Genomic DNA, 22088 nt, shown 5'->3' on the forward strand with positions numbered 1-22088 from the left:
TCAGTTTTGAAGATAGTTTATATATGCCGCCCAACTGTAAACAACACCCAGAAAAACAAAAAGCATAACCAAAACCGCCTCACACAATTTAGGCCAGATCCCCATAGGAAAGCCTCCCCTATCAAAGTAAAAAAACTGGATCAGCACCCTCGAGATCCAATAAACGGCAATAAAACCGCAAAGTAACATGGCCAACAACGAGCCGTTAACCAAGGTGTTGTAACAAAGCGCCGAAACCAGGCCAAAGCACAGGTTAATCACCAGTATATAAGCAGCATAAGTCCAAAACATTTGCCGGATAAGGATTTGTACCTTAACCAGCTCGCCCCGCCAGTTAAGAATACCGGGGATAGCAAAACTGCCCAACACCAATGCAATTTGGGCAAAACCTGCTAAACGGATAATTGATTGAATGTTCATGATGAGCAAAAATACTAACTTTATTGAATTTTCAATAATTATTGAAAATATATTATACAATTTTACTTATAGACTTTCAGACACAAACCCTTTTTTGCGCCTCAGCGTCCTTGCGCGCTTATGCCTTAAAAAGCTTTACTTTTAATTGATTGGTTTCCGGCAAAATCTACCGCCCTCACAGTTAGCTTTCCTGCTTTTACTGCATTTTTTTCTATTACAAAATAAGTAAGCGGTGTAAATCCTATCCGTTTACCATCGCTGTAAACGTTATAACCCAACAACGTTTTATTATCTGTTGATGGCAGCCACTTTAATGTCCCGGTAGCTTTAGCCAGCTTTACCTGTCTGGGTGCTGATGGTGGCATTTTATCGGGATCGAGTTGTGTAACACAATTAAACAGTGCCCGGAATGTATGGTAGGTACCCTTCCAGATCTGTCCTTTGAGGGCTGTTTTGTATTGGGGTTGTTTGTCCAAACCGCCTGGGTACCAGTCGCCATGCTCATGGTCAATAAGGTAAGTTTCGGTGTATTGCCACAGAATTTTAAATTTATTGAAATATTGATGCTTATCTTTCAGATAACGGGCTGCCATGATGAGCAGGGTATTGAGGCCTTCGGCCTGGGCCCACCAGTTTTTGGTATCTTCGGTTATGGTTACGCCGGGTTTATCTTTAAAATAATACCCCTCATCATAAAAACCACCGGTGTTATAATCCCAGCCATGGTCAAGGGCATCGTCTACCATTTTTTTGCCGGTTTGTAATGTTTTGCTGTCGGCCTCCCAACCTAAAACGTGTGAAGCTTCGAGCATGAGGTAAGCTGTTTCAACATTATGCCCGTACGAGATATGATCCAGGCTATGGTGCTTTTTATAAACAGCCACGCTCGAATCGCGGAAGGAAACGGGCGTCCAATCGGGTTCAAAAAACAGAACGAGGTTGCCGTTGGCATTGGTAATTTTATCACGTACCAGCAGCAGCATTTCGGCAAGGCGGGTTTTGAGCAGTTTATCGGGCCATACGCCATATAACTCGGTAAAAGCCTCGAGCAAGTGGATGGATGAGTTTTGATCTTTATACCCCGTTTCGGCAGTTGATTTTATCGTCGAATCGCGCACTATCGGTTTGCCGTCAATTTGCATGTGTTGGTAATAACCTTTGTAAAGCGAATCATGCGCGTGTTTTTCCAGCCACCAGAAACATTGTTTGGCTAAGCTAAGTGCACTGGTATCTCCGGAGGCCTGGTAATAAGCTGCCAAAGCATAAATAGCAAACGAATTACCGTAAGCCTCTTTAGGTGCGAAGCCACCTTGCTTTGGGTTACCCCGCTTATCTGTAAATGTGTAAAAGCCTCCGTAGTGCTTGTCCCAAAGCTTGTCTCTTAAAAATTCAAAGCCATGCCGTGCACCTTGTAAATAATATTTTTTTTGTGGAAAAAGTTCGGCTGCTTTACTGTTGCTCCATACGTGCCTGGCCTGGGTTACAATCATTTTATCCTGGTTATCGGCTGGCTTAAAATCGTAGGTAAATGCACTCAGAAAACCTCCGTCTGTAGTATCAATGGCGGCTGGATACCAGGGTTTAAGCAACTCATCAACCATGGATGTTTGCATTTCATGAGCTATCTTCAGCTTTTCTGTACGGTTGCTTTGTGCCGACGTTATAACAGCCGCGCCCATTAAAACAGAAAGCAAAGTGATCTTCAAAATCATGATTTTACTTTTTATTTAAAACATGATCGGCGGCCAAAACTAAAAACAGGTAATCTGTAGTACCGCCGCCCAAAACATACTCGCCCTGCTGCCACAGGTAGGGCCAGTCAAGCAGTTCAGGAAAATCGGGGCGAATGAGCGCCGTACCAGAAGTGATGCCACCGGGAATGTACGATCTGTCGGCCCTGTTAAAACCGTAAGCCGTGGTCATAGAGTGCGCACCCACGCCCGATACAAACGACGAGGTGTTTGAACCCGGGTGGCAGCCCAATACAAAATCAATAGCATGCAACATGTACGTATCGCTAAACACTGTTGGAAATGCGGCGTACAGAAAATACTGCCGGTAACCAAAATTCTGGATGCCCCAGCCTGCTCCCCAAATATTAGGTTCGTATGGAACACCATATGGCGTTTTGGTGCCTTGCTCCTGTATTTTGGCATACAGCTTTTTAACGGCTTCGGTAATTTTAGTGTGATAATTTGCATCGGGAATAAGCGGCATAGTACGGCCAACTAACCAACCTGTGTTATCTATACTTTTAGCTATGGCATCGGTATTGTTTACCAGGTAGTCTGCATAGATTTTGTCTTTTGTGGTGATGAGCAGCTCGACGGCCAGTTCCACCCGATGCCGTAAATTTTGATCGGGCGTGTTTTTCCAAACTCCCTGTGCAATTTGCAGGCATTGGGTTGCCAGGGTATCGTTGTAACCTTTCATCACCCGGCTGGCGGCGGCAAGCGCTGCTGCAGTTTCCAGAGATCGGCCGGGATTATCTTCTGTAAATACCCAACGGTCGTCGGCCGCTGCAGGTGTTTTCAATATCGGGTTGATATTAGCTGCGTTGGTTACAAAAGGCTTGTTATCGGTAATATTGGCGGCATCGCCCAAAATGGTGTATTGGCGTATAGTTGGTTCAATAACCCCACGATAAAAACGCCCCATAGCCTGGTAGCCGCCGGTTATGGCCAGCAAGCCATGTTCTATCTGTTGCAACATATCGGGCTTTCCGTCGGGCCGATGGATTTCTACGATATGATTTTTTTGATCGATGGTGGTATTATCATATTTTACATCAAAAGCCTCGTAAGCCAGTGTAAGGCCATGCACGGTTTCGGCCTGCGATTCAACCCTCAGGTCGAAGTCGCCCGCATCATGCCAGGCTCCACGATCCAAAAAGGGCACATTATCGCCCGGTTTGTATTTATTGAGGGTACTATGCCCCTGGATGTAGCCGTCAAAATGGTTTGAATCGATAGGTGCCATGCGTGCATCATCCATATGACACAAGCCATGCCATACCCGGTATTTTTCGTTAACCCGCATGTGGCACATCTGTATGGGCAAAAAGTAGGATAAAGTTGGCTGCCACACATCATTTTTAAACACATCGGCGCTAATCTGGAAAGGTTCAGTCTGGTGGTTACCATATTTTACAACATACATCCCGGGGCGGGTAATTTTTGTAAAATCAAACTGCAGGTAATGATATCTTAAAAAGTCGCCCCAATTGGTGGCATTGGCCGTTAATGCCGTTTCAAATCCGCCTTTTTCACCAATGCGCAGCAAGGATACCGGCAATATCTTTTTATCATTTTTATCAAGTTCGATAACGGCAATTTTTTGCTGCGCCGGATGATATCCCACCTGCGATACCTGCACCACGGGCTCCGAATGCCAGCCCTCTAAAGCATTTGGTGTTACCAGCCATACTACAGCGTTTTTCGAGGTACCTTTAGCTATCAGTGATCTAACTACAAACCAACCGTTATTGTGCTTTGCCCGGCCATCCAGCAATTGCAAATTACCGGCGGCGAGGTTTTCTATACTCATTCTCTGCCGGGCGGCCTCAGGAACTATCGTTAGCGTTTTACCTTCGGCCATTGGCTTTACCTGTGTTTCACCATCGGCATCGGTATAGGTTTGCCCGTTAGCTTGCTGCGGGAAAATCCCGAACTGCCTGTCCATATAATATGATCGGCCAAACAAAATCCCGGGGTACAATTCAATATTAAAACCTACCTTACCTATCCAGCTATCAGGCAGCGGCTTATCCAGATCAACAATAATTTTAAACGCTTTTCCGGATGGGATTACCCGGATGTTATATGCAAAATTTAAATCGGGATAAATGATAGGATTGAAGCCGTGGCGGTTCATATCCGGGTTCGGAAACTCCATGCGCACACTTACCTCGCCGGTAGCCTTATTTACCACCCGCTTACCCACCTTGGGTATGGGCGACCATTGGCCCGGCGTTGGCTCCAACCTGATATCACCATTGGTGGCTACACGCTGTCCGTTCTGGATCACCCCTACCCCGCCCTGGTGTCCTTCGGGGTAAAAATCGTGCGCAAGCATTACGTTAACGCCTTTATACTCCAGGTATTCCTGTGCGTTAAGCTTCATGACATCTTTTTTGGACGATACCTGTGCACCGGAAAAATGCGTGAACAAGCAGCAGGCCGCAATTAATAAGGCAGAGGTAAATTTAGATTTCATCAGGATATTTTTAGCCGCCAAGTACAGGATGATACTTGTGCAGCTAAAAATAGCTTCTGAGCGGCGGCAGGGTATAATGAAATATTAACCTTTTGTTGCTGATTTTAACATCGTAATAAGGCTTTTACAATAATAAAGCCAATATTACCTTGCTAAAAAATCATTGATCAAAGCAAATTCTTTCTCCGGCTCTTCAACCTGCGGATTATGGCCCGATTTTTCAAATATTACAAACTGCGCCTGCGGGCAGTACTCTTTGTATTTAACAGCCATCCATGGCACGGCCACCCTGTCAAACCGGCCTGTTACTATCAGGATAGGCATTTTCAAATCTTTTAATTGCTTACGATAGTCAAAATTACCAATGTCACTGCCAACAATAAAATCACCGTCTTTACCTACCATCTGGTAGTAAACCTCACTTTGATGCGGATTTGGGTAGTGGCGGCGCGGACCTGCCTTTGGTTCGAAATGGGCCGGATTATAGGCGTATAAAAAACCATAAGGTACTTCGCCATAAATAGCCTGGTGCTCCAAATCGCTTGATACCGCGCCCTCGTTCCTGATCTTCATCAATCGCTCCCAAACCTCGGGGTAGTTGGTTTTTATTTCGTGGTTGGAGTTATCATCGTTTTCCTGCCACATTACAAAACTGTGAAAGGTATCGGCCAGTATTAAATGGCTTAAATGTGCCGGATATTTAATGGCATACCCCTGGGCTACCACACCGCCGTACGAATGGCCTAAAACGGTGATCTTATCCAGCTTTAAAGCTACACGCAAACCCTCAACATCATCAATATCGCGAGCCAAACTATACTCGGTAACGTTTTTAGCAGAATCGGACTTACCGCGGCCAAGCGCATCAAAATAAATTAACTGGTGGTGATTATTAGCCAGCGAATCAAAACTGCGTAAACCCACATGCGTACCACCCGGACCACCGGCAATGAATATGATCGGATCGCCTTCGCCAACAGTTACCACCCATAGCTTGGCACCGTTAACGGTTACGTATTTGCCGTCGGTAAAACTATCTATAGGTTTGGTTTGGGCTTGTAAAGTAGTGGCTGTGGTAAGGAGTAATGTGATTGCAATGTATAGCTGCTTCATTTTTTAAATATGAGCAGCTAAAATAATAATTAAAATTCAGGCTAAATTACCTCAGGATATATAAACCTGGTACTCCTTCTTCCTCCTGTTCACCAAACCCTGGTTCACTTTCCCCCCTGCTTTGTTCCACATCAGGAATGCAGCCTGCAGCCGCTCGTCTGAAATACCTTCATTTACCAATCTATGCACTGTCGAGGTTTTATAACCTGCTGTGCCTATGTTGTATGTTAAGCTAACCAGGGCGTTGAAGTTATTTTGGGTGATATCATCGCGGGTTGTTGAGTAAACAGCCAGCTCGTAAGGTTTCAGCATCACCAAAAACATATCATCGGCCTGTTGTTGGGTTATGGCCGGATCCTGCATGGTAACTTTTTTGCCGGTTGCCGGATAATAGGTTTGGCCGAAACCAATAGTAGGGATGCCTACCTGATCCAGATAAGGGTGTAAAATGCAACCTTCAAACTGTTTGATGAGGTTAAGGCCGGCCTGATCTAATTGCGTAATTTCCATGGCGTTTAGGTTATTTATTTTCAACTAATTAACACAATTCCTATGGTAAATACAACCCGTTAAAACACGGTATTTTATCCCGTTTTTATTGCAAAAAAATAGCGCCCCGGATCTCACCCCAGGGCGCCTCATAGTATAAGTATACTATTCAACTAAATCTCAATTTATCATTGAGAATCGGTTTGTAAATCTTTATGCAGATCAGTTCACCCTTCTAAAATCGATATTAGTGAGTTTGATACCGCTTGTGCCCAGGCTTGAACCGCCCGAACGGATAAGTACATAAACCGTACCCGCTGTAGGGAACGAAACCACATTGCCGCTGCCTGCGCATGATAGCGATGACAATAATGCGTTAAATGGCGATTTACCGCAGCCATTCCAGGTATTTAAAGCTATACGTGTACCGCCATCGGCATAATCACTTGCTTCGGATGGTACGCCTTTGCCTACGTATACCTCAAACCAGCAATCGGTGGCACCCGAGCCTGCAACGTTCATGTCAATTTTATATTTTTTGTTGGCACGTACTTCAATAGCCTGCACAATACCTTGCTGACCCCAGTTGCCGCCGGTTGCCAGTACACTGCCATCGCCATTTACGGTAAAGGTTACCCCATCGCCGCGGTGGTAGATCTGCCATTTGGTATTATCTATCATATTAGTTTTAGGCGTGATGGCATCAATCAGGTCTTCAACGCTGAAGTAGATAATAGCCTTGTTCATATCGGTATTTACCTCGCGGTTTGAGGCATTGGCAATTTTAATACCCAACGCCGCTACTTTACCCGCATATTTATTAAGGCTGGCAATTTTAATTTTCGGGGTGATAGTCCCCTTCATGATATTGTTGTTTTTTGAAACAGTATCCTTTGCTGCCAGCGTAAAATCGGCCGGATCAAGGGCTACGGTGTTTGCCGGGAGTTTTCCGGCAGTAACCAAACCTGCAATGGTACTGTTATCCGCAGCTACGTCAACCGTAAGGGTTTCAAAGTTCGATTCGCCGGCACGGTAAACCGGGATGGAGAAGTTAACAGTGCTGGCAGCGCTATCCACCTTAAGGGTGCTGCCGGCCATTACGTTAACCAGTCCGTCGGGTTTTTCGGCATCGGGCAGATACACTTTTACAGCAGGGTTTGATTTTACGCCGTTCGTGATCTCCTGTTTACAACCCGCAACTCCCAGCAACAAACAAGCCGCCGAAAGCTTTAGTAATGATGCATTAATTTTCATAAAAATACTTTTTATCTATTAATTAAAATCATATAAGCCCATCACCGCTTAACAGGATGATGGGCCTGTTATTTTTACCAGCCGGGGTTTTGTGTCCAGCCTGTTTTTGAAATTTCTGCCTGTGGTATAGGGTACCATTCCATTTTCTGGGTAAACACCCTGTCTTCCAGTTTCTTCACAGTGTAAATACCGGCACTTGTAATATCAATACGGTTTACCGGTTTGTTTAAGTAAGTGGTACCTTTTTTCCACCTGCGCACATCCCATAAGCGGTTGTTTTCAAAGCTCAGTTCTACATTACGCTCATGTTCAATCGCAGCCTGGTTTAGCTGTGCCGCTGTAAGCGCCGGCATGGTTGAACGTGCCCTAACCCTGTTGATAGCCTGCAAGGCCGTCATACCATACCCTTGCGGATCGGCATCGGCGCCATAGGCATTGTACATGGCTTCGGCATAGCTTAGCAAAATATCAGCATACCTGAAATAGATCCAGGCGTGGTTTGTGGTGGTATTGTTGATCAGATCGACAGATGAGTTAACCCATTTTGACAGGTAATAGCCAGTTTTGGTGGCGTTTTGCTTCGGCAAACCGCTGTTACCGCCGTAAAAGGTTTCGATGGTGGTTGATTTGAACGATTTGCCGTTGTAAATCACCGTGGTTCCAAAACGTGGGTCGCGGTTGGTATATGGAGCTGCCGCATGCGCCGGGTTATTCCAGTCGAACGGTACCGAACCAACAATCGTAGTTCCGTTTTTAAGCAACACTTCATAATCGCTAACCAGGTTTTCGGTAGGTGCCAAACTGTTACCATTACTATTTTGGAACACGATAGGATAATTATTAAACTCAATTGAGTTCATGGCACCGTATCGGCGGTAAAAGATCACCTCGGCCGATGAGGTGTTGTTGGCACCAAACAGGTTCGAGTAGCTGGCATCCAACGAATAGTTGCCTAACGCAATTACATCATGCAACGCAGATGCAGCCACTGCCCAGCTTGTGGTTGAACCGTTAGATGTAAACAACGGGCTGGCACCATATAACAAAGCTTTAGCTTTTAATGCTTTAATTGCACCATAAGTAACACGACCGGCATCATACCATGAGTATGGTGCAAGGTTGGCCGGAATAATGGCCGAAGCTTTATCGCACAGTGAAGCGATGTATTTAATACACTCATCAACCGAGTTACGCTGAACGTTTTTCCAGGTGGCCTGATCTTTATAATCAAGCGGTTGCTCAAAAATTGGCACACCACCATAGCGTTTTACAAGCTCAAAATAAAAGTAAGCCTTTAAAAACAGGGCCTCGCCTTCCATAAATTTCACGTTGTTACGCGCGTTGAAATATGCGGTCGAGTCGGTCGAGGTAATTTTATCTTTAATGTAATTGATATCAACCGTGCCTTTGTTTTTTAGGTAGAGGTTTGCCTGGCGGATACCATCAAAGTTACGGGCCCAAACATCATCGGGATTGGTGTATTGGTTCCAGGTGCCGTAATTAAATGTTTGTACCCTCGCTACCGAATTTGTTGCCTCTGCCTCGTCGGTTGCCGCGTCTAAATCCAGGTCGGCAAAACCATCGGGCAGGTAACTGTATGTATTCCACATTTGCTGCTGCACATAAGTATAGTTGGAGTACAGCTTATCTGTGGTAATGTCGGCCTTAATGGTTTGCACCTCAAGGTAATCATGTTTACACGATGAATAAAGCACGGTACCCAGGGCCAGCATTGTTATGATATATCGATTTCTTTTCATTTCCTTGTAATCAAATTTTAATACTACAATTTCACTTTCATACCAAATGTTACCGCTTTTACCAAAGGATAACCCATTGAAAGGCGCTCGGCTTCAAGGCCTTTAATTTTATCCCAGGTAAACAGGTTGGTGCCGTTTACAAACACCCTTACAGCATCAATTTTCTTTAAAAACCCAAGTTGTGGTATGGTGTAACCTAATTCAACACTACGCAGTTTCAGGAAATTACCGTTACGCATCCAGAAATCAGACTGCTGATCATTGTTTGGATTTGACAGCGTTGATAAACGCGGCGAAGTGGCAGTATTTGCAGTTTCGGGCGTCCATGGGTTTGCAGAAAATGCCGAGATGTTATTGTTGTACACAAACGGGTGTGTATAAGTATAAGCATCATCCAACAGGCTCACGGTGCGATGTAATACGCCCTGCAGGTAAGCGTCGAAATCAAAACCGGCATATTTAAAGCCAAGGTTAAAGCCTAAAGTAATTTCGGGAAGTTTGTTGTAGTTCAAAGGCACTTTATCATAATCGTTAATAATGCCGTTGCCGTCCTGATCTTTAAATTTCAGATCGCCAGGTTTCACGTTGATGTATGATGAAGCTACAACACCTTGTTTCAAAGCGCCGTTGGCATCAAAATCTGATTGCTGGTAAAAGCCCTGGTAAACCAAACCCTTCATCTGCCCAATTTCATACCCCTGGGTATACAGGTAGTTGTAAGGCTGCGGATTTTCGGAACGTTTGGTTATTTTGTTACGTGCGTAAGCAACCGAGCCACCTATGTAATATTTAAACTTGTTATCGTTTTGCTCATACCTTAATGAAGCCTCCAAACCTTTGTTTTGTACCTCGCCGGTGTTGGCGTATTGCAGGTTAAAACCGGTATAATCAGGCACACCGGCCGATGGAATCTCGAGGATGCCTTTGCGTTTTTCGGTAAATACATCTAACGTACCCGACAGGTTTTTAAACACCGTGAAATCAACACCAACGTTTAAGGTTGTTTTCTTTTCCCATGCAAAATCAAGGTTAGCAAAAGGTCCTTCAGTTAAGCCCCCATGGTAGGTGTTACCCGTACCTGTGATCCAGCCATTGGCACCAACAGCAAACTGCTGATAAAGGAAACGGTAAGCCTCGTTGATATTGCCCACGGTACCGTAAGAAGCTCTCAGTTTTACATAGTTAAAAGTAGCATTATCCCTCAGGAAATCTTCTTTCGACAGGATCCAGCCTAAGCCAACTGCAGGGAAAAATCCGTAACGGTTGCCCGGTGCAAAATCGGCCGAGCCGCTGTATGAGCCCGAAAGATCGATAATGTATTTTTTATCATAATCATAGGTGATATTACCTGCCAAACCCTGGGTGCGCACCTGGTAAACAATACCATCGTGTGTGTAACCCTGCCTGCGGGCCTGGATCATACCGGTAAAGGTTGATTTACCGAAAGTACGATCGTAATCAAAACCTAACCTTACCGATGTACGGTTCCAGTGGGCACCGCCGCCATCGCTGCTTGATTGGCTTATAGGTGTTACCGGCGTTGAACCGTAGATGGCATTGCCTGTATTAGGATCCTGGCCAACAATTTCGAACGAGTTTACCGAAAATTGTTTCTGGTAGATGCCTATATATTGGTTGGCAAATGATACCTCGCCCTTTAAATCAAGACCAGGGGTTAGCTTATCCAGTTTTTGCACAAAGCTGAAATTGGTTTGCAGGTTACGGGTATGCGATTGGTAAACACCGTTTTGCTGCAACAACTGCACCGGGTTAAATTTATATACCGAACTGTTACCCCACGAACCATTAGGGTTTTTAACCGGGAAGGCCGCAGCTGGGATAGCCATAATGTTGTTAAACACCTGCGATGCAGTGAAGCCCGACGGCGTATTCCTGTCTTCAGTAATACCGCTGATGTTGGCGGTTACAACCAGGTTTTTGTTAAGCTGCAACTCGATGTTCGCCCTTAAATTTAACTTGGTGTACTTGGCGTTTGTACCAAAATCCTTATCAATGATATCTGCATTTTTGTACATCCCCTCAAAGTTGGTATAGTTCATCAGCACAAAATATTTTGCTGTGTTATTACCACCACGAAAACCGAAGTTATAATCCTGTATAGCCGAAGTTTTTTTCAAAAGCTGGTCGTACCAGTTCACGTTAGGGTGAAAAGGATCATTACTTGCTTTGTACAATTCGGGGTTGGCATATTTAATCGGCAAACCATCATTGGTAAGGGCATTGTTGTAATTTGTAGTATAACCGAAGGCATCCATCACCTTCGGCAATTCAATCGGGCTTAATATGCCATATTTGCCATTGATAAATACCTGTGTTTTATCTAAAACAGCTCCTTTTTTGGTGCGGATGCTTAACACTCCTGCACCACCTTCCAAACCGTAAACAGCTAATGCAGCAGCATCCTTTAATAAAGTAACCGATTCGATCTCGTAAGCAGACAAACCGGTAATAGCCCCCATATCAACCTGGAAACCATCCAGGTAAATCAATACCTGGTTACCCTGGATATTCCAGCTGCTTTGGCCACGCATGTAAAAAGTAGGGTTATCATAACCTGGCTCGCCAGATCCTGTTACCACCGTTAAACCCGGGATGCGGCCCTGAAGGGTATTCAACAGGTTACCTGATGTCATGCGGGTTAAGTCTTCGCCCGACAGCGTAAAAACCGCGCCGGTATTGCGCCATGATTTCTGGATCCTTAAGCCACCATCAACTATATCTTTATATGAGCTATTCGCCGTTTTTATGGTATCGGCCGGGGTTGTTTTCGCAGTTTGGGCATTAACCGCCGAGTAACTGCAGAACGCAAGCATCCAGGCCAAAAAGTTTTTATAATCTTTTTTCATTGTTTCTCACTAATTGTTAATGTGTAAAAGCCTGTTACCAACCTGGGTTCTGTCCGTCCCAGTTACTGTTACCCAAATACCGTAAACTGATTTCAGTGCTTGGAAACGGAACGTAATAATACCTGGCAGGGAAAACCCTTGTAACAAACGGCACGGTTGTCCATGTACGTTTCAATTGTCCGCCAACGTTCCTGGCAGTTGTCTGGATACCGTGCAATACAGTATTCAAAACGGTTTTGGCTTTTAACCAGCGGTTCAGGTCGTTATAGCGGTGGCCTTCGTAAGCAAACTCAATGGTTTCCTCATTTTGTACCGCGTCCCTGAAATCTTCAATAGTGGCCGGGTGTTTATCGGGCATACCGGCTCTTTCCCGAATTTTGTTTAAATAGTTTGCAGCTTCAGCACTCGGCCCCTGGTATTCATTCAGTGCCTCGGCGTAACCCAGGTAAAACTCGGCTAAGCGGAATACCGGCCATGCAAAGTGGTTATCGGTCATGTTATCAACACGGGCCACAAACTTGTAGGTTTCGGTAGCGTAACCATCAACACCGGCATCGCTTGATGCAAGGTTACCATCGGTACTGTAATCACCTTTTTTATAGTAAGCGAGGATACCGCGCTGGGCGCTATAGTATTTACCATCGTAAGCAATAGTTTGGTAAAAACGCGGATCGAGGTTCCAAGCGGCAACATCGGTTGGTAAATCGGCGCCTGTTGCAGGCATAGTCCATTTGGTACCGTCACGTTTTTCATATTGTTGGATAAACTCGATAGGTACGTTGTTTTTAACACCCCATTGTGCCAAACGCAATTTTGACGACAGGTACTGGCCCCATGCCGAACCATCGCCCCAACCACCGCCGGCACCCGGAACCTGGTTTGAGGTGTTAACCAAAATCAGCTCCTGGTTGGCAAATACGTTCCAAACAGATTCATAGTCGCCTAAAGTGGCATAAGTTTCGCCGGTTGTTTCAGCTTTACCGGTGTTGTAAATTGAAACACCGCCTGCTGCCGCATTGTCAATTACATCCTTGGCTGCTTTTGCTGCGCGGTTCCAGCGTTCTTTGTCATAGCTGGCGTAAGCCAATACGGTATCGCGGCTATCGTTAAACCTTGCTCCCGAAACTTCGCCTTTTAAATTGGCCGGCGTATTGTAAAGCGGACTGGCTGCGTATAACAAAATCCTCGCTTTTAAAGCCATAGCACCTAATTTGGTAACACGACCAAAATCGGCAGTAGGACGTGTGGCAGGCAACAACGCTGCTGCCTGATCGCACCATTTTACCACACTATCAACCACCGATTGTACCGAACTGCGCGGAATGGCAATTTTTACAGTACCATCAAGTGGTTTGTTTACGATAGGAACACCACCGTAATACCTGAATAATTCGTAATGCTGTAAGGCACGGCAAAACAAAGCCTGTCCTTTGGTATCTGTTTTCCAGGCGTTATCGGCATCAACAACCTTATCAATGTTTTTTAACACAAGGTTTGCCTGGCGAATGCCTTTGTAGTGCCAGTAAAAGCCCGGACCAGCATCCTGCCCAAAACCGTAATCGCAGTTGTTATCGGCACTCATGTTACCGGTAATGTACGAGCCTGTGTTGATGGTATTTGAAGCCCAGTCATAAGCCGGGTGGATAATATAAAGCTGATCGGTAAGCGCTTCGGGACGGCAGCCGTCATATGTTTCAGGGAAATATCCCCTTACACATAACATGTACATTTGCGCCACGGCATATTGTGCCTGGTTGCGGGTATCAAAAATGGTATCAACCGTTACAGCACCCCCCTTTGGCTTTTCAAGAAAAGTTTTTTTACAGCTTGTTGAAAGCATACCGCCTATAAAACAAGCTACAAGCAGTAAAATAATATTTGTTCTTTTCATCATTGCTATACTTTATGATTAAAAATTAACATTAACGCCTACGTTGTAAGTACGGGTAAGCGGATAACCGATATAACCTAAGTTTTCAGGATCGCCCCAGATTTTGTTTGGCGACCAGGTATACAGGTTGTAACCGTTGATATAAAAACGGGCCGAACGCACACCAATCCTTTTCAAAAGTTCGGGTTTAAGGGTGTAGCCAATCTCAGCGTTTTTCAACCTTACAAAAGCAGTGCTTTTCAGGAAGAAAGTGTTGTAGGCTGCATCCTGGTTGTACGCTGCAATCGGGAAATCGATGCGGTCGCCGTTGTCATAACGTTCCTGGGTAAACCTGTTCAAATCCACATCAAACAATGATTGCTGCTTGTTGAAGTGAAGCTCCTGCATGGCATATTTTGCCACACCTGATTGCCCCTGAAATAAGGCCGAGAAATCAAACCCGTGGGTATTGAAACCGAATGAAATACCGTAGCTCAAAGTAGGCAGATCGGTTTTGCCCGAGCGTACATAATCTTTCTCGTTCACAATACCGTCGCCGTTAACGTCTTTCAGTCTGATCTCACCAGGTTGTACAGGTGCACCTGCGTAACCCAAATCTTTTTGATAAACCGGGTTGCCTGCTGCGTTGGTATAAGGCTTACCATCTTTACCAACTGCCAGTACAGGCTGTGAAAATATCGGGTTGCCATTACCATCAATGCTGTAAAGCTGCGACCATGAAGTGTAAAGACCATCAGCCTGCAGGTATGAACCCTGGTTGATAGGGCGGCCTGTTGAAGCCTGGTACTCTAAGCCCGGCGCAATAGCCTCATCCCTAAACAGGATTTTGTTGTGGTTGGTTGAGGCATTACCTTTAACCCACCAGGTAAATTTACCCGGTTTGCTGTTGTAGCTCAGCTCAATCTCATCGCCCCAGTTTTTAACCTCGCCCAAGTTGTACGGAGGTAGGGTTGCCTGTACTATACCCGGAATAGTACCTTTGTAGGAAAGGATGTTTTTACGATGCTCGTTATAGTGATCGTAAGTAATTGCCAAACGATCATTAAGCAGGTGGGCCTCCAAACCAATGTTTGATTTGGTTGCTGTTTCCCAGGTTACGTTAGGGTTACCCAAAACGTTTTCCTGTGCACCCTGAATCCGGTTACGATCATTCAGCGTACCAAATGTGTAACCACCGCCGTTGTTGTAGCCGTTTACGTACTGCCAGGTATCAGGCAAGTACAGGTAACGGGCACCGCCAATGTTATCATTACCTACTTTACCTAACGATCCGCGGATTTTTAAGTAAGTGATATAATCTGTTTTAGGGAAAAACGATTCGTTGCTGGCAATCCAGCCTGCTGAATAAGCCGGCAGGAAACCAAACCTTTTACCTTCGGGGAAGTTTTCCGAGCCATTATAGCCCATGTTATACTCAAGCAAATAACGGTCGCCGTAGTTGTAGGTTACCCTTCCGGATACACCTTCGTAAGCGTGAGGAAGATCGTACAGTAAGGTTGGATCATATTTTTTCTCGGCGTTGGCCAGGATCAAAGCGGTAACCGTATGTTTTTTTGCGAAAACATGATTATAGTTAATTGAAGCCTCACCGTAAACTTTACGCCATTTGCCGGTGTAAAAATCTGTCCAGCGGGCTGGCGCAACATCGTTGGTTAACTGCACCAGGATAGGATCAAGTTTATTTCCGTTGGGATTTTGACGTAAACCGTATAACAGCGGGGTGTATTTACCACCGGTACGGCTCTGGAAGTAGCTATCATAAGCACCACGCGCGTTGATAGATAAGCCCGGCGTAATATCATCAAGTTTGTAAGTTAACCTGATGGCCGAGTTTAAAGTACTGTTGGTGGTGATATTGTAGTTATTGCTGTTTGCAATAGCATACAGCGGGTTTAACTGCTCGTTCTGGTTGGTGAAAGGCACCACAAATTTGCCGTTAACCAAACCCGGCGAACCCAATGGCGAAGACCAGAGAATACGTTTTTCCCAGGTGTAACCGTCGTTATCCATACCGGTGATGGTTACGTATTGGGTTGATACATCCACCGATACCCTGAAATCGCTGTTCACATCAAAATCGAGGTTGGAGCGCAGGTTATAACGTTTCTTTTTAAACTGCATCTCGTCCGAAAACGGCATGTAATCGGTATTGAACAAACCGCCTTGTGCCAGGTAACCTAATGATACAAAGTATTTGGTTGCCTTGGTACCACCGGTAATGTTGGCATTTACCTGCGTTTGAGGAGCAAACTTGTTAAAAATTTGTTTTTTCCAATCCTGATCGGGGTGGCCGTACGGATCATAATAAGGGTTTGGCTGCCCGTTTAGGGTTGGAGTATGCGCATTTTGATAATATTTTAAATCCTCGGGCGAGTAATATATTGTAGCATCCTTAACCCAGTTGGCATCGCGTTTTGCAGCGAAATCGTTCCAGGTTTTAACGTCGGCATCTCTTGAGTGTTGAATCCAGTAGTTTTCGTAGCTCTGCTCATTTAACAACGTAGCGTACTGATACGAGTTAACAAAGTTTGGCATGCTCGAAAACTGCGAAATAGCGGTTTGGAAGGTAGCGCTCACTTTTGGCGCACCTTCTTTACCGCGTTTTGTAGTGATAAGGATAACACCGTTTGCACCACGCACACCGTAAACGGCTGTAGCAGATGCATCTTTCAAAATACTGATCGATTCAACCTCGTTAGGGTCGATATCGTTATAGCTGTCGCGGGCAATACCGTCAACCATAATCAGCGGGGCTGTCTGGCCGGTGTATGTACCCACACCACGTACGTATAAGGTAGCGCCGTCAGAACCGGGCTTACCACTGGTTTGTGTTACTGTTAAACCCGATAAGCGGCCTGCCAAAGCGTTGCTTAAGTTAGCAACAGGCGATTGTACAAGATCTTTTGTGCCGATAGATGTGATAGCGCCGGTTACGGTTTCTTTCTTTTGAACGCCGTAAGCTACTACCACAACCTCGGTCAAATCCTGCGGAGCATCTTCGAGGGTCACATTAATATCAGAGCGGCCGTTAAGGGCAACTTCTTTAGTGCGGAAGCCCACAAACGAGAAAACAAGCGTGGCATTGCCTTCGCTTACGTTAATGGTGTAGTTACCGTTCAGGTCGGTTATTACGGCGGCTGTTCCGCCTTTTTGCTTCACGGTTACACCGGGTAAAGGCAGGCCTTTACTGTCAACTACCTTACCGGTAATTTTTTTAGGCGCATTGTTTTCCGCAGCAGTTTTTTTGCGGATCAGAATAGTTTTATTCTCAATGGTATAGGTTAATGACTGGTTGCTTAAACACAGGTCGAGCACTTGGTTTATGGTAGCATTATTCAGATCGACAGTTACCGGTTTAGCCAACTTCAGATCTTCTGAATTATACAGAAAATCATAACTGGTTTGATTTCTGATTTCTTCAAAAACTTCCTTTAAAGTTGTTTGTTTAACTTTCAGAGTAACTTTCTGTGCATAAGTTGCGGCAGACACCTGTAAAAAGGTAACTGTCAGCAAAATAAGAGTTAGTTTCATAATAAGCACAGGTTTATATAGGCGCCCACGATGTTTGCCGCAAGTAAATGCAGTAAAATTTTTATACATTTGAATGTCAGTTTGTTAATAAGTGGTTGTAATCGCTGCAATTAGTTTTACTATCTGGCATTGCCGATATGGCTTAAACCGGGGGCGGTCCGAAACGCTCCTGGTTTTATTTTTTTATGCTGATAGGATAATTGGTTTGTGGAGATGGAGAACGTAGATTTATTGCATAACGGTGATCCTCCTTCCTGTAATTTTAAAATGCACTTTGCCAATTTGTTCCAGGTTTTTCAATAGTTCGGTTATACTTTTCGATCTGGCAAATGTGCCCCCAAACCGTAAACCATTAAAATCGCCCTTATATTCAACATCGGCATTATACCAGCGCGAAACTTTTTTCATGATGGTGGCTATGTCTTCATCGTCAAAAACAAAATATCCATTTTTCCAGGCCACGGCAGTATTGGTGTTCACTTTAGCTACTGCTATGTTATCGGTGATGTTACCCACAACAGCCTGCTGCCCGGGTTTTAACAGCGCCTGTTTGCTGTATTTACTAACCTGTACCGAGCCTTCAAGCAAAGTGGTGGTAATTTCACTATCGTCGCTATAGGCCGATACATCGAAATGTGTACCCAATACCCTGATCTGGGTGTTGTTCATCTCTACATAAAAAGGCTTGTCTTTATTTTTGGCTACTTCAAAGTAAGCCTCGCCGGTTAGTTTAACCCTGCGTTCATTGCCGCTAAACTCGGTGGGGTAACTTAACGATGAGGATGAGTTAAGCCAAACTTCAGTACCATCGGGCAAAACAACCTGGTACTGGCCGCCCGGCGGAATAGTTAAGGTATTATACAAAACGGCATTAACGCCAACGTGCGCCGCTTCGGGCAAAGCATCATAAACTAACTTACCATCACCAACTTTATTTACCTGGCTTTTGCCTGTGCTGGCCAGCGCGCCGTTGCCGGCACTGTCAAGCACTATGCTTTTGCCATTTGCCAGGGTTAATATGGCTTTATTACCGCCCGGTAAAATTTTGGCCGGCCTTGCGGCAGCTGTTTCATTTTGACCGGCAGCCATTTTTTGGCGCTGAATGAAATAAAAACCAATAGTGCCGAAAATTAAAACAGCGGCTGCTATCTTAACCCATACGGCATGTAATTTAAATATGCTTCCCTTGACAAACAGAGGAACTATTGTTTCCTCTTCTTCGTTTTGCCCAAACCTTGAATCGGCTTTGATGCCAGCCAATACTTTTTGGGCCTGGATACCATCAAAAGCCGGGGCTCCCTCTAAATTTAACACATCTTCATCAACAGCGTTAAAAACTTCCCCCGGGTTATTGTTCAGGTAATTGAGCAGCTCGCGGCAATCATCACTGCCGATGGTATCATTAAAATACTGTTCAAGTAAAATCCTGAGCCTTTCGTTATTCATGTTATTGGTTTATATACTTGTTCCCGGGAGGGGGCATTTATGTATAGAACACAGAAGTTGGGGCATAGGACTACCCGGAGATGAAAAAAATTAACTATTTTTATTTTTTTACGATTAGGCGCCGTTCGCAAACGTTCATTATCGGAAAATCGGGGCTTCAAAGAAAATCAGTCATCGTAAACATCAATCATTCAATCTCATTTTAAAATAATTATTATTTTTGTAATACAAGAAGTTCCTATATGACCGCAGCAAACAAAAATATTGTTGATACCTACGCCGGCTTGTTCGAAGGACTTGATGCATTCACTAAACTGGAATTGATAGAACGTTTGTCTAAATCTCTGAAAAAAGAGAATAGTTCAAAGGAAAGCGCATTTTATAAATCTTTTGGCGCTTTCGGAACCGACAAGCCTGCCGAAGAAATAGTAAAAGAAATCAAAGCTTCCAGAAAATTCCTCGAAAAAGACCTCAAATTCTGATGCAATATCTTCTTGATACCAGTACTTGTGTTTTCTTTTTAAGAGGCAAATTAGATCTGGCGACAGTTATCCGTGAAAAGGGGCGCAATAATTTTTTCATTTCCGAGATTACGGTTATGGAGTTACGATTTGGGGCAGAAAATAGCGACCATCCATCCAAGTCACACAAAGCTGTAGACGATTTTGTTGGCGGCCTTTCCATCATACCGATATTCGGCAGCATCAAACGCTACGCTAAAGAAAAGGTACGTTTGAGGAGGCTTGGCTTGCCTATCAATGACGAATTCGATCTTCTGATAGCTGTTACTGCTGTAGAGAACAAGCTCACCCTCGTTACAGATAATGTTAAGGATTTTGACAGGATTGAAGGAATCCTCATCGAAAATTGGTTTAAAAGAAATACAACCTTATAAGAATCACCATCGCCCTCTTAAATATTTCCTTCTTATATGAAAGGATAAACAAATATTTTTTGAACTTCTTTTTTGAGATACCTTTCAACAGTTACCAAGACACCTATGTAACTCAAATTAAACTTCGTACCGCGTTTCATCAAATGCACTCAAACCGGTAAATAGATTTGCTTACGCATATCGTCTGATCAATCTGGCTGTAAATTTCTTAATGGTCTTTTAAACAAAATACATTAGGTCCTTTAAACAAACCTCTTCGGAGCATTTTGCCCCAATTTTGCATTGTAAATTTTTAAATACAATGACAACAACAAATTCAAACAATAACACAACTGTATTGGTAACAGGCGGCTCGGGCTTTATAGCTGCGCACTGTATTATTAAATTAATAGAGGCCGGTTACGAGGTAAAAACCACCGTACGCTCATTAACCCGCGAACCAGAGGTACGCGAAATGCTGCGCCAGGGCGGTATTGAAGTCGGCGACAAACTATCATTTACAGAGGCCGACCTGAGCAATGATAAAGGCTGGGTTGAAGCCGCAAGCGGCTGTACTTATGTAATTCACCCTGCCTCGCCTACCCCGTTAAAAGGCTTTAAACACGAAGATGAAATGATAATCCCGGCACGTGAGGGTGTGTTGCGTGTATTGCGAGCTTCCCGCGATGCAGGTGCTAAACGTGTAGTGCTAACCTCGGCCTTTGGCGCGGTAGGCTTTGGGCATAAACCTGGCAAAGAACCATTTACCGAAAACGATTGGACCCCGGTAAACGATACCGTACCGGCTTACCAAAAATCAAAAACGCTATCAGAAATGGCAGCCTGGGATTTTATTAAAACCGAGGGCGGTAAGCTGGAACTCTCAACAGTAAACCCCGTAGCGGTTGCAGGCCCTATTTTAGGCACCGATTACTCACATTCGATATCTATTATTCAAAACATGCTTTACGGCAAAATGCCCGGTTGCCCGCGCATCAATACCGGTTTTGTTGATGTACGCGACGTGGCCGACCTGCACCTGCGCACAATGACCGATCCTGCTGCCAACGGTGAACGCTTTTTAGCCATAGCCGGCGAAAGTTTATGGATGGTTGATGTGGCTAAGATCCTGAAACGCCGGTTGGGCGATAAAGCCGAAAAAATTAAAGCGAGGAATATTCCTAACTGGGTTATCCGTATGGCTGGAGCTACTGATCCGGTAGCTAAGGAAATTACGCCCATGCTCGACAGAAATATGAACGCCACAAGCGAGAAAGCAATGCGCATGCTGGGCTGGCAACCACGCAGCGCAGAAGATGCGATAGTGGCCACAGCCGAAAGCCTGTTTAAATTTGGAATTATTAAATAGCTAAATTTATGCCGATGGAACAAAACGGAGCAGAAAGCCGGGCAATGATATTTGTATCCTGCAAGCGCGAAAAACATTACAGCCGCGAAGTTATACTGCCTTGGCATGCCCTGGTGCGGGTATATGCAGGTGAAATGCGGATTGTATCTGCCGATCGTTCCTTTGTTTTCCGGGCAGGAGATACTGTGCTGCTGCCCCGCAATCAGTTGGGGCGGCTTAGCAAAGTACCTTTTAATGGCGAGGCTTTTAAATCGGTATCTATCTGTTTTCCGCAGGAAACTTTGCAAAAATATTATTCGGCAATTCAACAGCCTTTAATTGTACCTGTACCACCGGATGCGAGGTTACTAAGCCAGCATCCGCTGCTGGAAAGTTTGTTCAGTTCGTTATTGCCTTATTTTGATTTGGCCGATGAATTGCCGCAAGAAGTAACCGACATTAAAGTAAACGAGGCCATTGCTGTTCTTCGGTCCATCGATAAATCGGTAGATAATGTTTTAGGGCATTTTGAAGAACCAGGCAAAATTGACCTGGCCGATTTTATGGAAAAGAACTACATGTTTAACCTTACGGCTACCCGCTTTGGCTATTTAACCGGCCGAAGCTTAACTACCTTTAAGCGCGATTTTAAAAAAGCCTTTGGAGATACCCCAGAAAAATGGCTCACCCGCAAACGGCTCGAAACCGCCCATTACCAGATTGTAGAGCAGAAGCGCAAGCCATCCGATGTTTATTTTGAGGTAGGGTTTGAGAATTTGTCGCATTTCTCGTATGCTTTTAAAAAGCAGTTTGGGTATAACCCGACGAGTGTGGCAAATAACTAAACTAATATAGAAATTCGTATTTTGACTTAAATTAG

Annotated in this window: 15 protein-coding genes; 4 read left to right on the plus strand and 11 right to left on the minus strand. The window is 44.6% G+C overall.

The window, feature by feature from the left end; all coding sequences use genetic code 11:
* The 11 genes from HYN43_RS16235 to HYN43_RS16285 all read right to left on the minus strand — a co-directional run bounded on the left by HYN43_RS16235 (nucleotide 1) and on the right by HYN43_RS16285 (nucleotide 18986).
* A complete protein-coding gene (locus HYN43_RS16235; RefSeq protein WP_119410346.1) occupies nucleotides 1-420 on the minus strand; it encodes a hypothetical protein in 420 nt (139 codons plus the stop codon).
* 125 nt (nucleotides 421-545) lie between these two features.
* Nucleotides 546-2132: an AGE family epimerase/isomerase gene (locus HYN43_RS16240; protein ID WP_119410347.1), complete on the minus strand. Its 1587-nt coding sequence runs from the start codon at nucleotides 2130-2132 to the stop codon at nucleotides 546-548.
* Between the two features lie 4 nt (nucleotides 2133-2136).
* Complete coding sequence (locus HYN43_RS16245) at nucleotides 2137-4635, minus strand: glycoside hydrolase family 9 protein (protein WP_119411255.1); 2499 nt, start codon at nucleotides 4633-4635, stop codon at nucleotides 2137-2139.
* A 144-nt stretch (nucleotides 4636-4779) separates the two neighbouring features.
* On the minus strand, nucleotides 4780-5748 hold the full coding sequence (locus HYN43_RS16250) for an alpha/beta fold hydrolase (RefSeq protein WP_119410348.1): 969 nt from the start codon (nucleotides 5746-5748) through the stop codon (nucleotides 4780-4782).
* Nucleotides 5749-5799: 51 nt separating this feature from the next.
* A complete protein-coding gene (locus tag HYN43_RS16255) occupies nucleotides 5800-6258 on the minus strand; it encodes a lysozyme (RefSeq protein ID WP_162996522.1) in 459 nt (152 codons plus the stop codon).
* 201 nt (nucleotides 6259-6459) lie between these two features.
* Entirely contained in the window at nucleotides 6460-7491 is a 1032-nt protein-coding gene (locus tag HYN43_RS16260) for a DUF1735 domain-containing protein (protein WP_119410350.1), read from the minus strand.
* Between the two features lie 74 nt (nucleotides 7492-7565).
* Entirely contained in the window at nucleotides 7566-9251 is a 1686-nt protein-coding gene (locus HYN43_RS16265) for a RagB/SusD family nutrient uptake outer membrane protein (protein ID WP_119410351.1), read from the minus strand.
* Nucleotides 9252-9274: 23 nt separating this feature from the next.
* A complete protein-coding gene (locus tag HYN43_RS16270) occupies nucleotides 9275-12118 on the minus strand; it encodes a SusC/RagA family TonB-linked outer membrane protein (RefSeq protein WP_119410352.1) in 2844 nt (947 codons plus the stop codon).
* A gap of 34 nt (nucleotides 12119-12152) precedes the next feature.
* Nucleotides 12153-14012 carry a RagB/SusD family nutrient uptake outer membrane protein gene (locus HYN43_RS16275; protein WP_245446928.1) on the minus strand — a complete coding sequence of 620 codons (1860 nt, stop codon included), beginning with the start codon at nucleotides 14010-14012 and terminating at the stop codon, nucleotides 12153-12155.
* A gap of 15 nt (nucleotides 14013-14027) precedes the next feature.
* The gene (locus HYN43_RS16280) at nucleotides 14028-17540 is read right to left on the minus strand and encodes a TonB-dependent receptor (RefSeq protein ID WP_245446929.1); all 3513 of its coding nucleotides are present in this window, start codon (nucleotides 17538-17540) and stop codon (nucleotides 14028-14030) included.
* 228 nt (nucleotides 17541-17768) lie between these two features.
* Nucleotides 17769-18986 (minus strand): FecR family protein, encoded by a 1218-nt coding sequence (locus tag HYN43_RS16285; protein ID WP_119410355.1) that lies wholly within the window; start codon nucleotides 18984-18986, stop codon nucleotides 17769-17771.
* A gap of 242 nt (nucleotides 18987-19228) precedes the next feature.
* Between HYN43_RS16285 and HYN43_RS16290 the strand changes: the two genes are divergently transcribed.
* The 4 genes from HYN43_RS16290 (at nucleotide 19229) to HYN43_RS16305 (ending at nucleotide 22053) form a co-directional block, all read left to right on the plus strand.
* Nucleotides 19229-19468, plus strand: coding sequence for a hypothetical protein (locus tag HYN43_RS16290; RefSeq protein WP_119410356.1), 240 nt, complete (start codon nucleotides 19229-19231; stop codon nucleotides 19466-19468).
* Nucleotides 19468-19881, plus strand: coding sequence for a PIN domain-containing protein (locus HYN43_RS16295; protein ID WP_119410357.1), 414 nt, complete (start codon nucleotides 19468-19470; stop codon nucleotides 19879-19881). Before HYN43_RS16290 ends, HYN43_RS16295 begins: the two co-directional genes overlap by 1 nt.
* 301 nt (nucleotides 19882-20182) lie before the next feature.
* A complete protein-coding gene (locus tag HYN43_RS16300) occupies nucleotides 20183-21229 on the plus strand; it encodes an SDR family oxidoreductase (RefSeq protein WP_119410358.1) in 1047 nt (348 codons plus the stop codon).
* Nucleotides 21230-21243: 14 nt separating this feature from the next.
* Nucleotides 21244-22053 (plus strand): helix-turn-helix domain-containing protein, encoded by an 810-nt coding sequence (locus HYN43_RS16305; RefSeq protein WP_119410359.1) that lies wholly within the window; start codon nucleotides 21244-21246, stop codon nucleotides 22051-22053.
* Nucleotides 22054-22088: the final 35 nt, after the last annotated feature.

It is taken from the genome of Mucilaginibacter celer (assembly GCF_003576455.2).
GTDB classification, from domain to species: domain Bacteria; phylum Bacteroidota; class Bacteroidia; order Sphingobacteriales; family Sphingobacteriaceae; genus Mucilaginibacter; species Mucilaginibacter celer.

Bases quoted from the DNA above. Each gene is read 5' to 3' on its own strand.
- HYN43_RS16250 (WP_119410348.1), bottom strand. From the start codon at position 5,748: ATGAAGCAGCTATACATTGCAATCACATTACTCCTTACCACAGCCACT.
- HYN43_RS16235 (WP_119410346.1), bottom strand. From the start codon at position 420: ATGAACATTCAATCAATTATCCGTTTAGCAGGTTTTGCCCAAATTGCA.
- HYN43_RS16305 (WP_119410359.1), top strand. From the start codon at position 21,244: ATGGAACAAAACGGAGCAGAAAGCCGGGCAATGATATTTGTATCCTGC.
- HYN43_RS16290 (WP_119410356.1), top strand. From the start codon at position 19,229: ATGACCGCAGCAAACAAAAATATTGTTGATACCTACGCCGGCTTGTTC.
- HYN43_RS16295 (WP_119410357.1), top strand. From the start codon at position 19,468: ATGCAATATCTTCTTGATACCAGTACTTGTGTTTTCTTTTTAAGAGGC.
- HYN43_RS16245 (WP_119411255.1), bottom strand. From the start codon at position 4,635: ATGAAATCTAAATTTACCTCTGCCTTATTAATTGCGGCCTGCTGCTTG.
- HYN43_RS16275 (WP_245446928.1), bottom strand. From the start codon at position 14,012: ATGATGAAAAGAACAAATATTATTTTACTGCTTGTAGCTTGTTTTATA.
- HYN43_RS16280 (WP_245446929.1), bottom strand. From the start codon at position 17,540: ATGAAACTAACTCTTATTTTGCTGACAGTTACCTTTTTACAGGTGTCT.
- HYN43_RS16300 (WP_119410358.1), top strand. From the start codon at position 20,183: ATGACAACAACAAATTCAAACAATAACACAACTGTATTGGTAACAGGC.
- HYN43_RS16265 (WP_119410351.1), bottom strand. From the start codon at position 9,251: ATGAAAAGAAATCGATATATCATAACAATGCTGGCCCTGGGTACCGTG.
- HYN43_RS16255 (WP_162996522.1), bottom strand. From the start codon at position 6,258: ATGGAAATTACGCAATTAGATCAGGCCGGCCTTAACCTCATCAAACAG.
- HYN43_RS16240 (WP_119410347.1), bottom strand. From the start codon at position 2,132: ATGATTTTGAAGATCACTTTGCTTTCTGTTTTAATGGGCGCGGCTGTT.
- HYN43_RS16260 (WP_119410350.1), bottom strand. From the start codon at position 7,491: ATGAAAATTAATGCATCATTACTAAAGCTTTCGGCGGCTTGTTTGTTG.
- HYN43_RS16285 (WP_119410355.1), bottom strand. From the start codon at position 18,986: ATGAATAACGAAAGGCTCAGGATTTTACTTGAACAGTATTTTAATGAT.
- HYN43_RS16270 (WP_119410352.1), bottom strand. From the start codon at position 12,118: ATGAAAAAAGATTATAAAAACTTTTTGGCCTGGATGCTTGCGTTCTGC.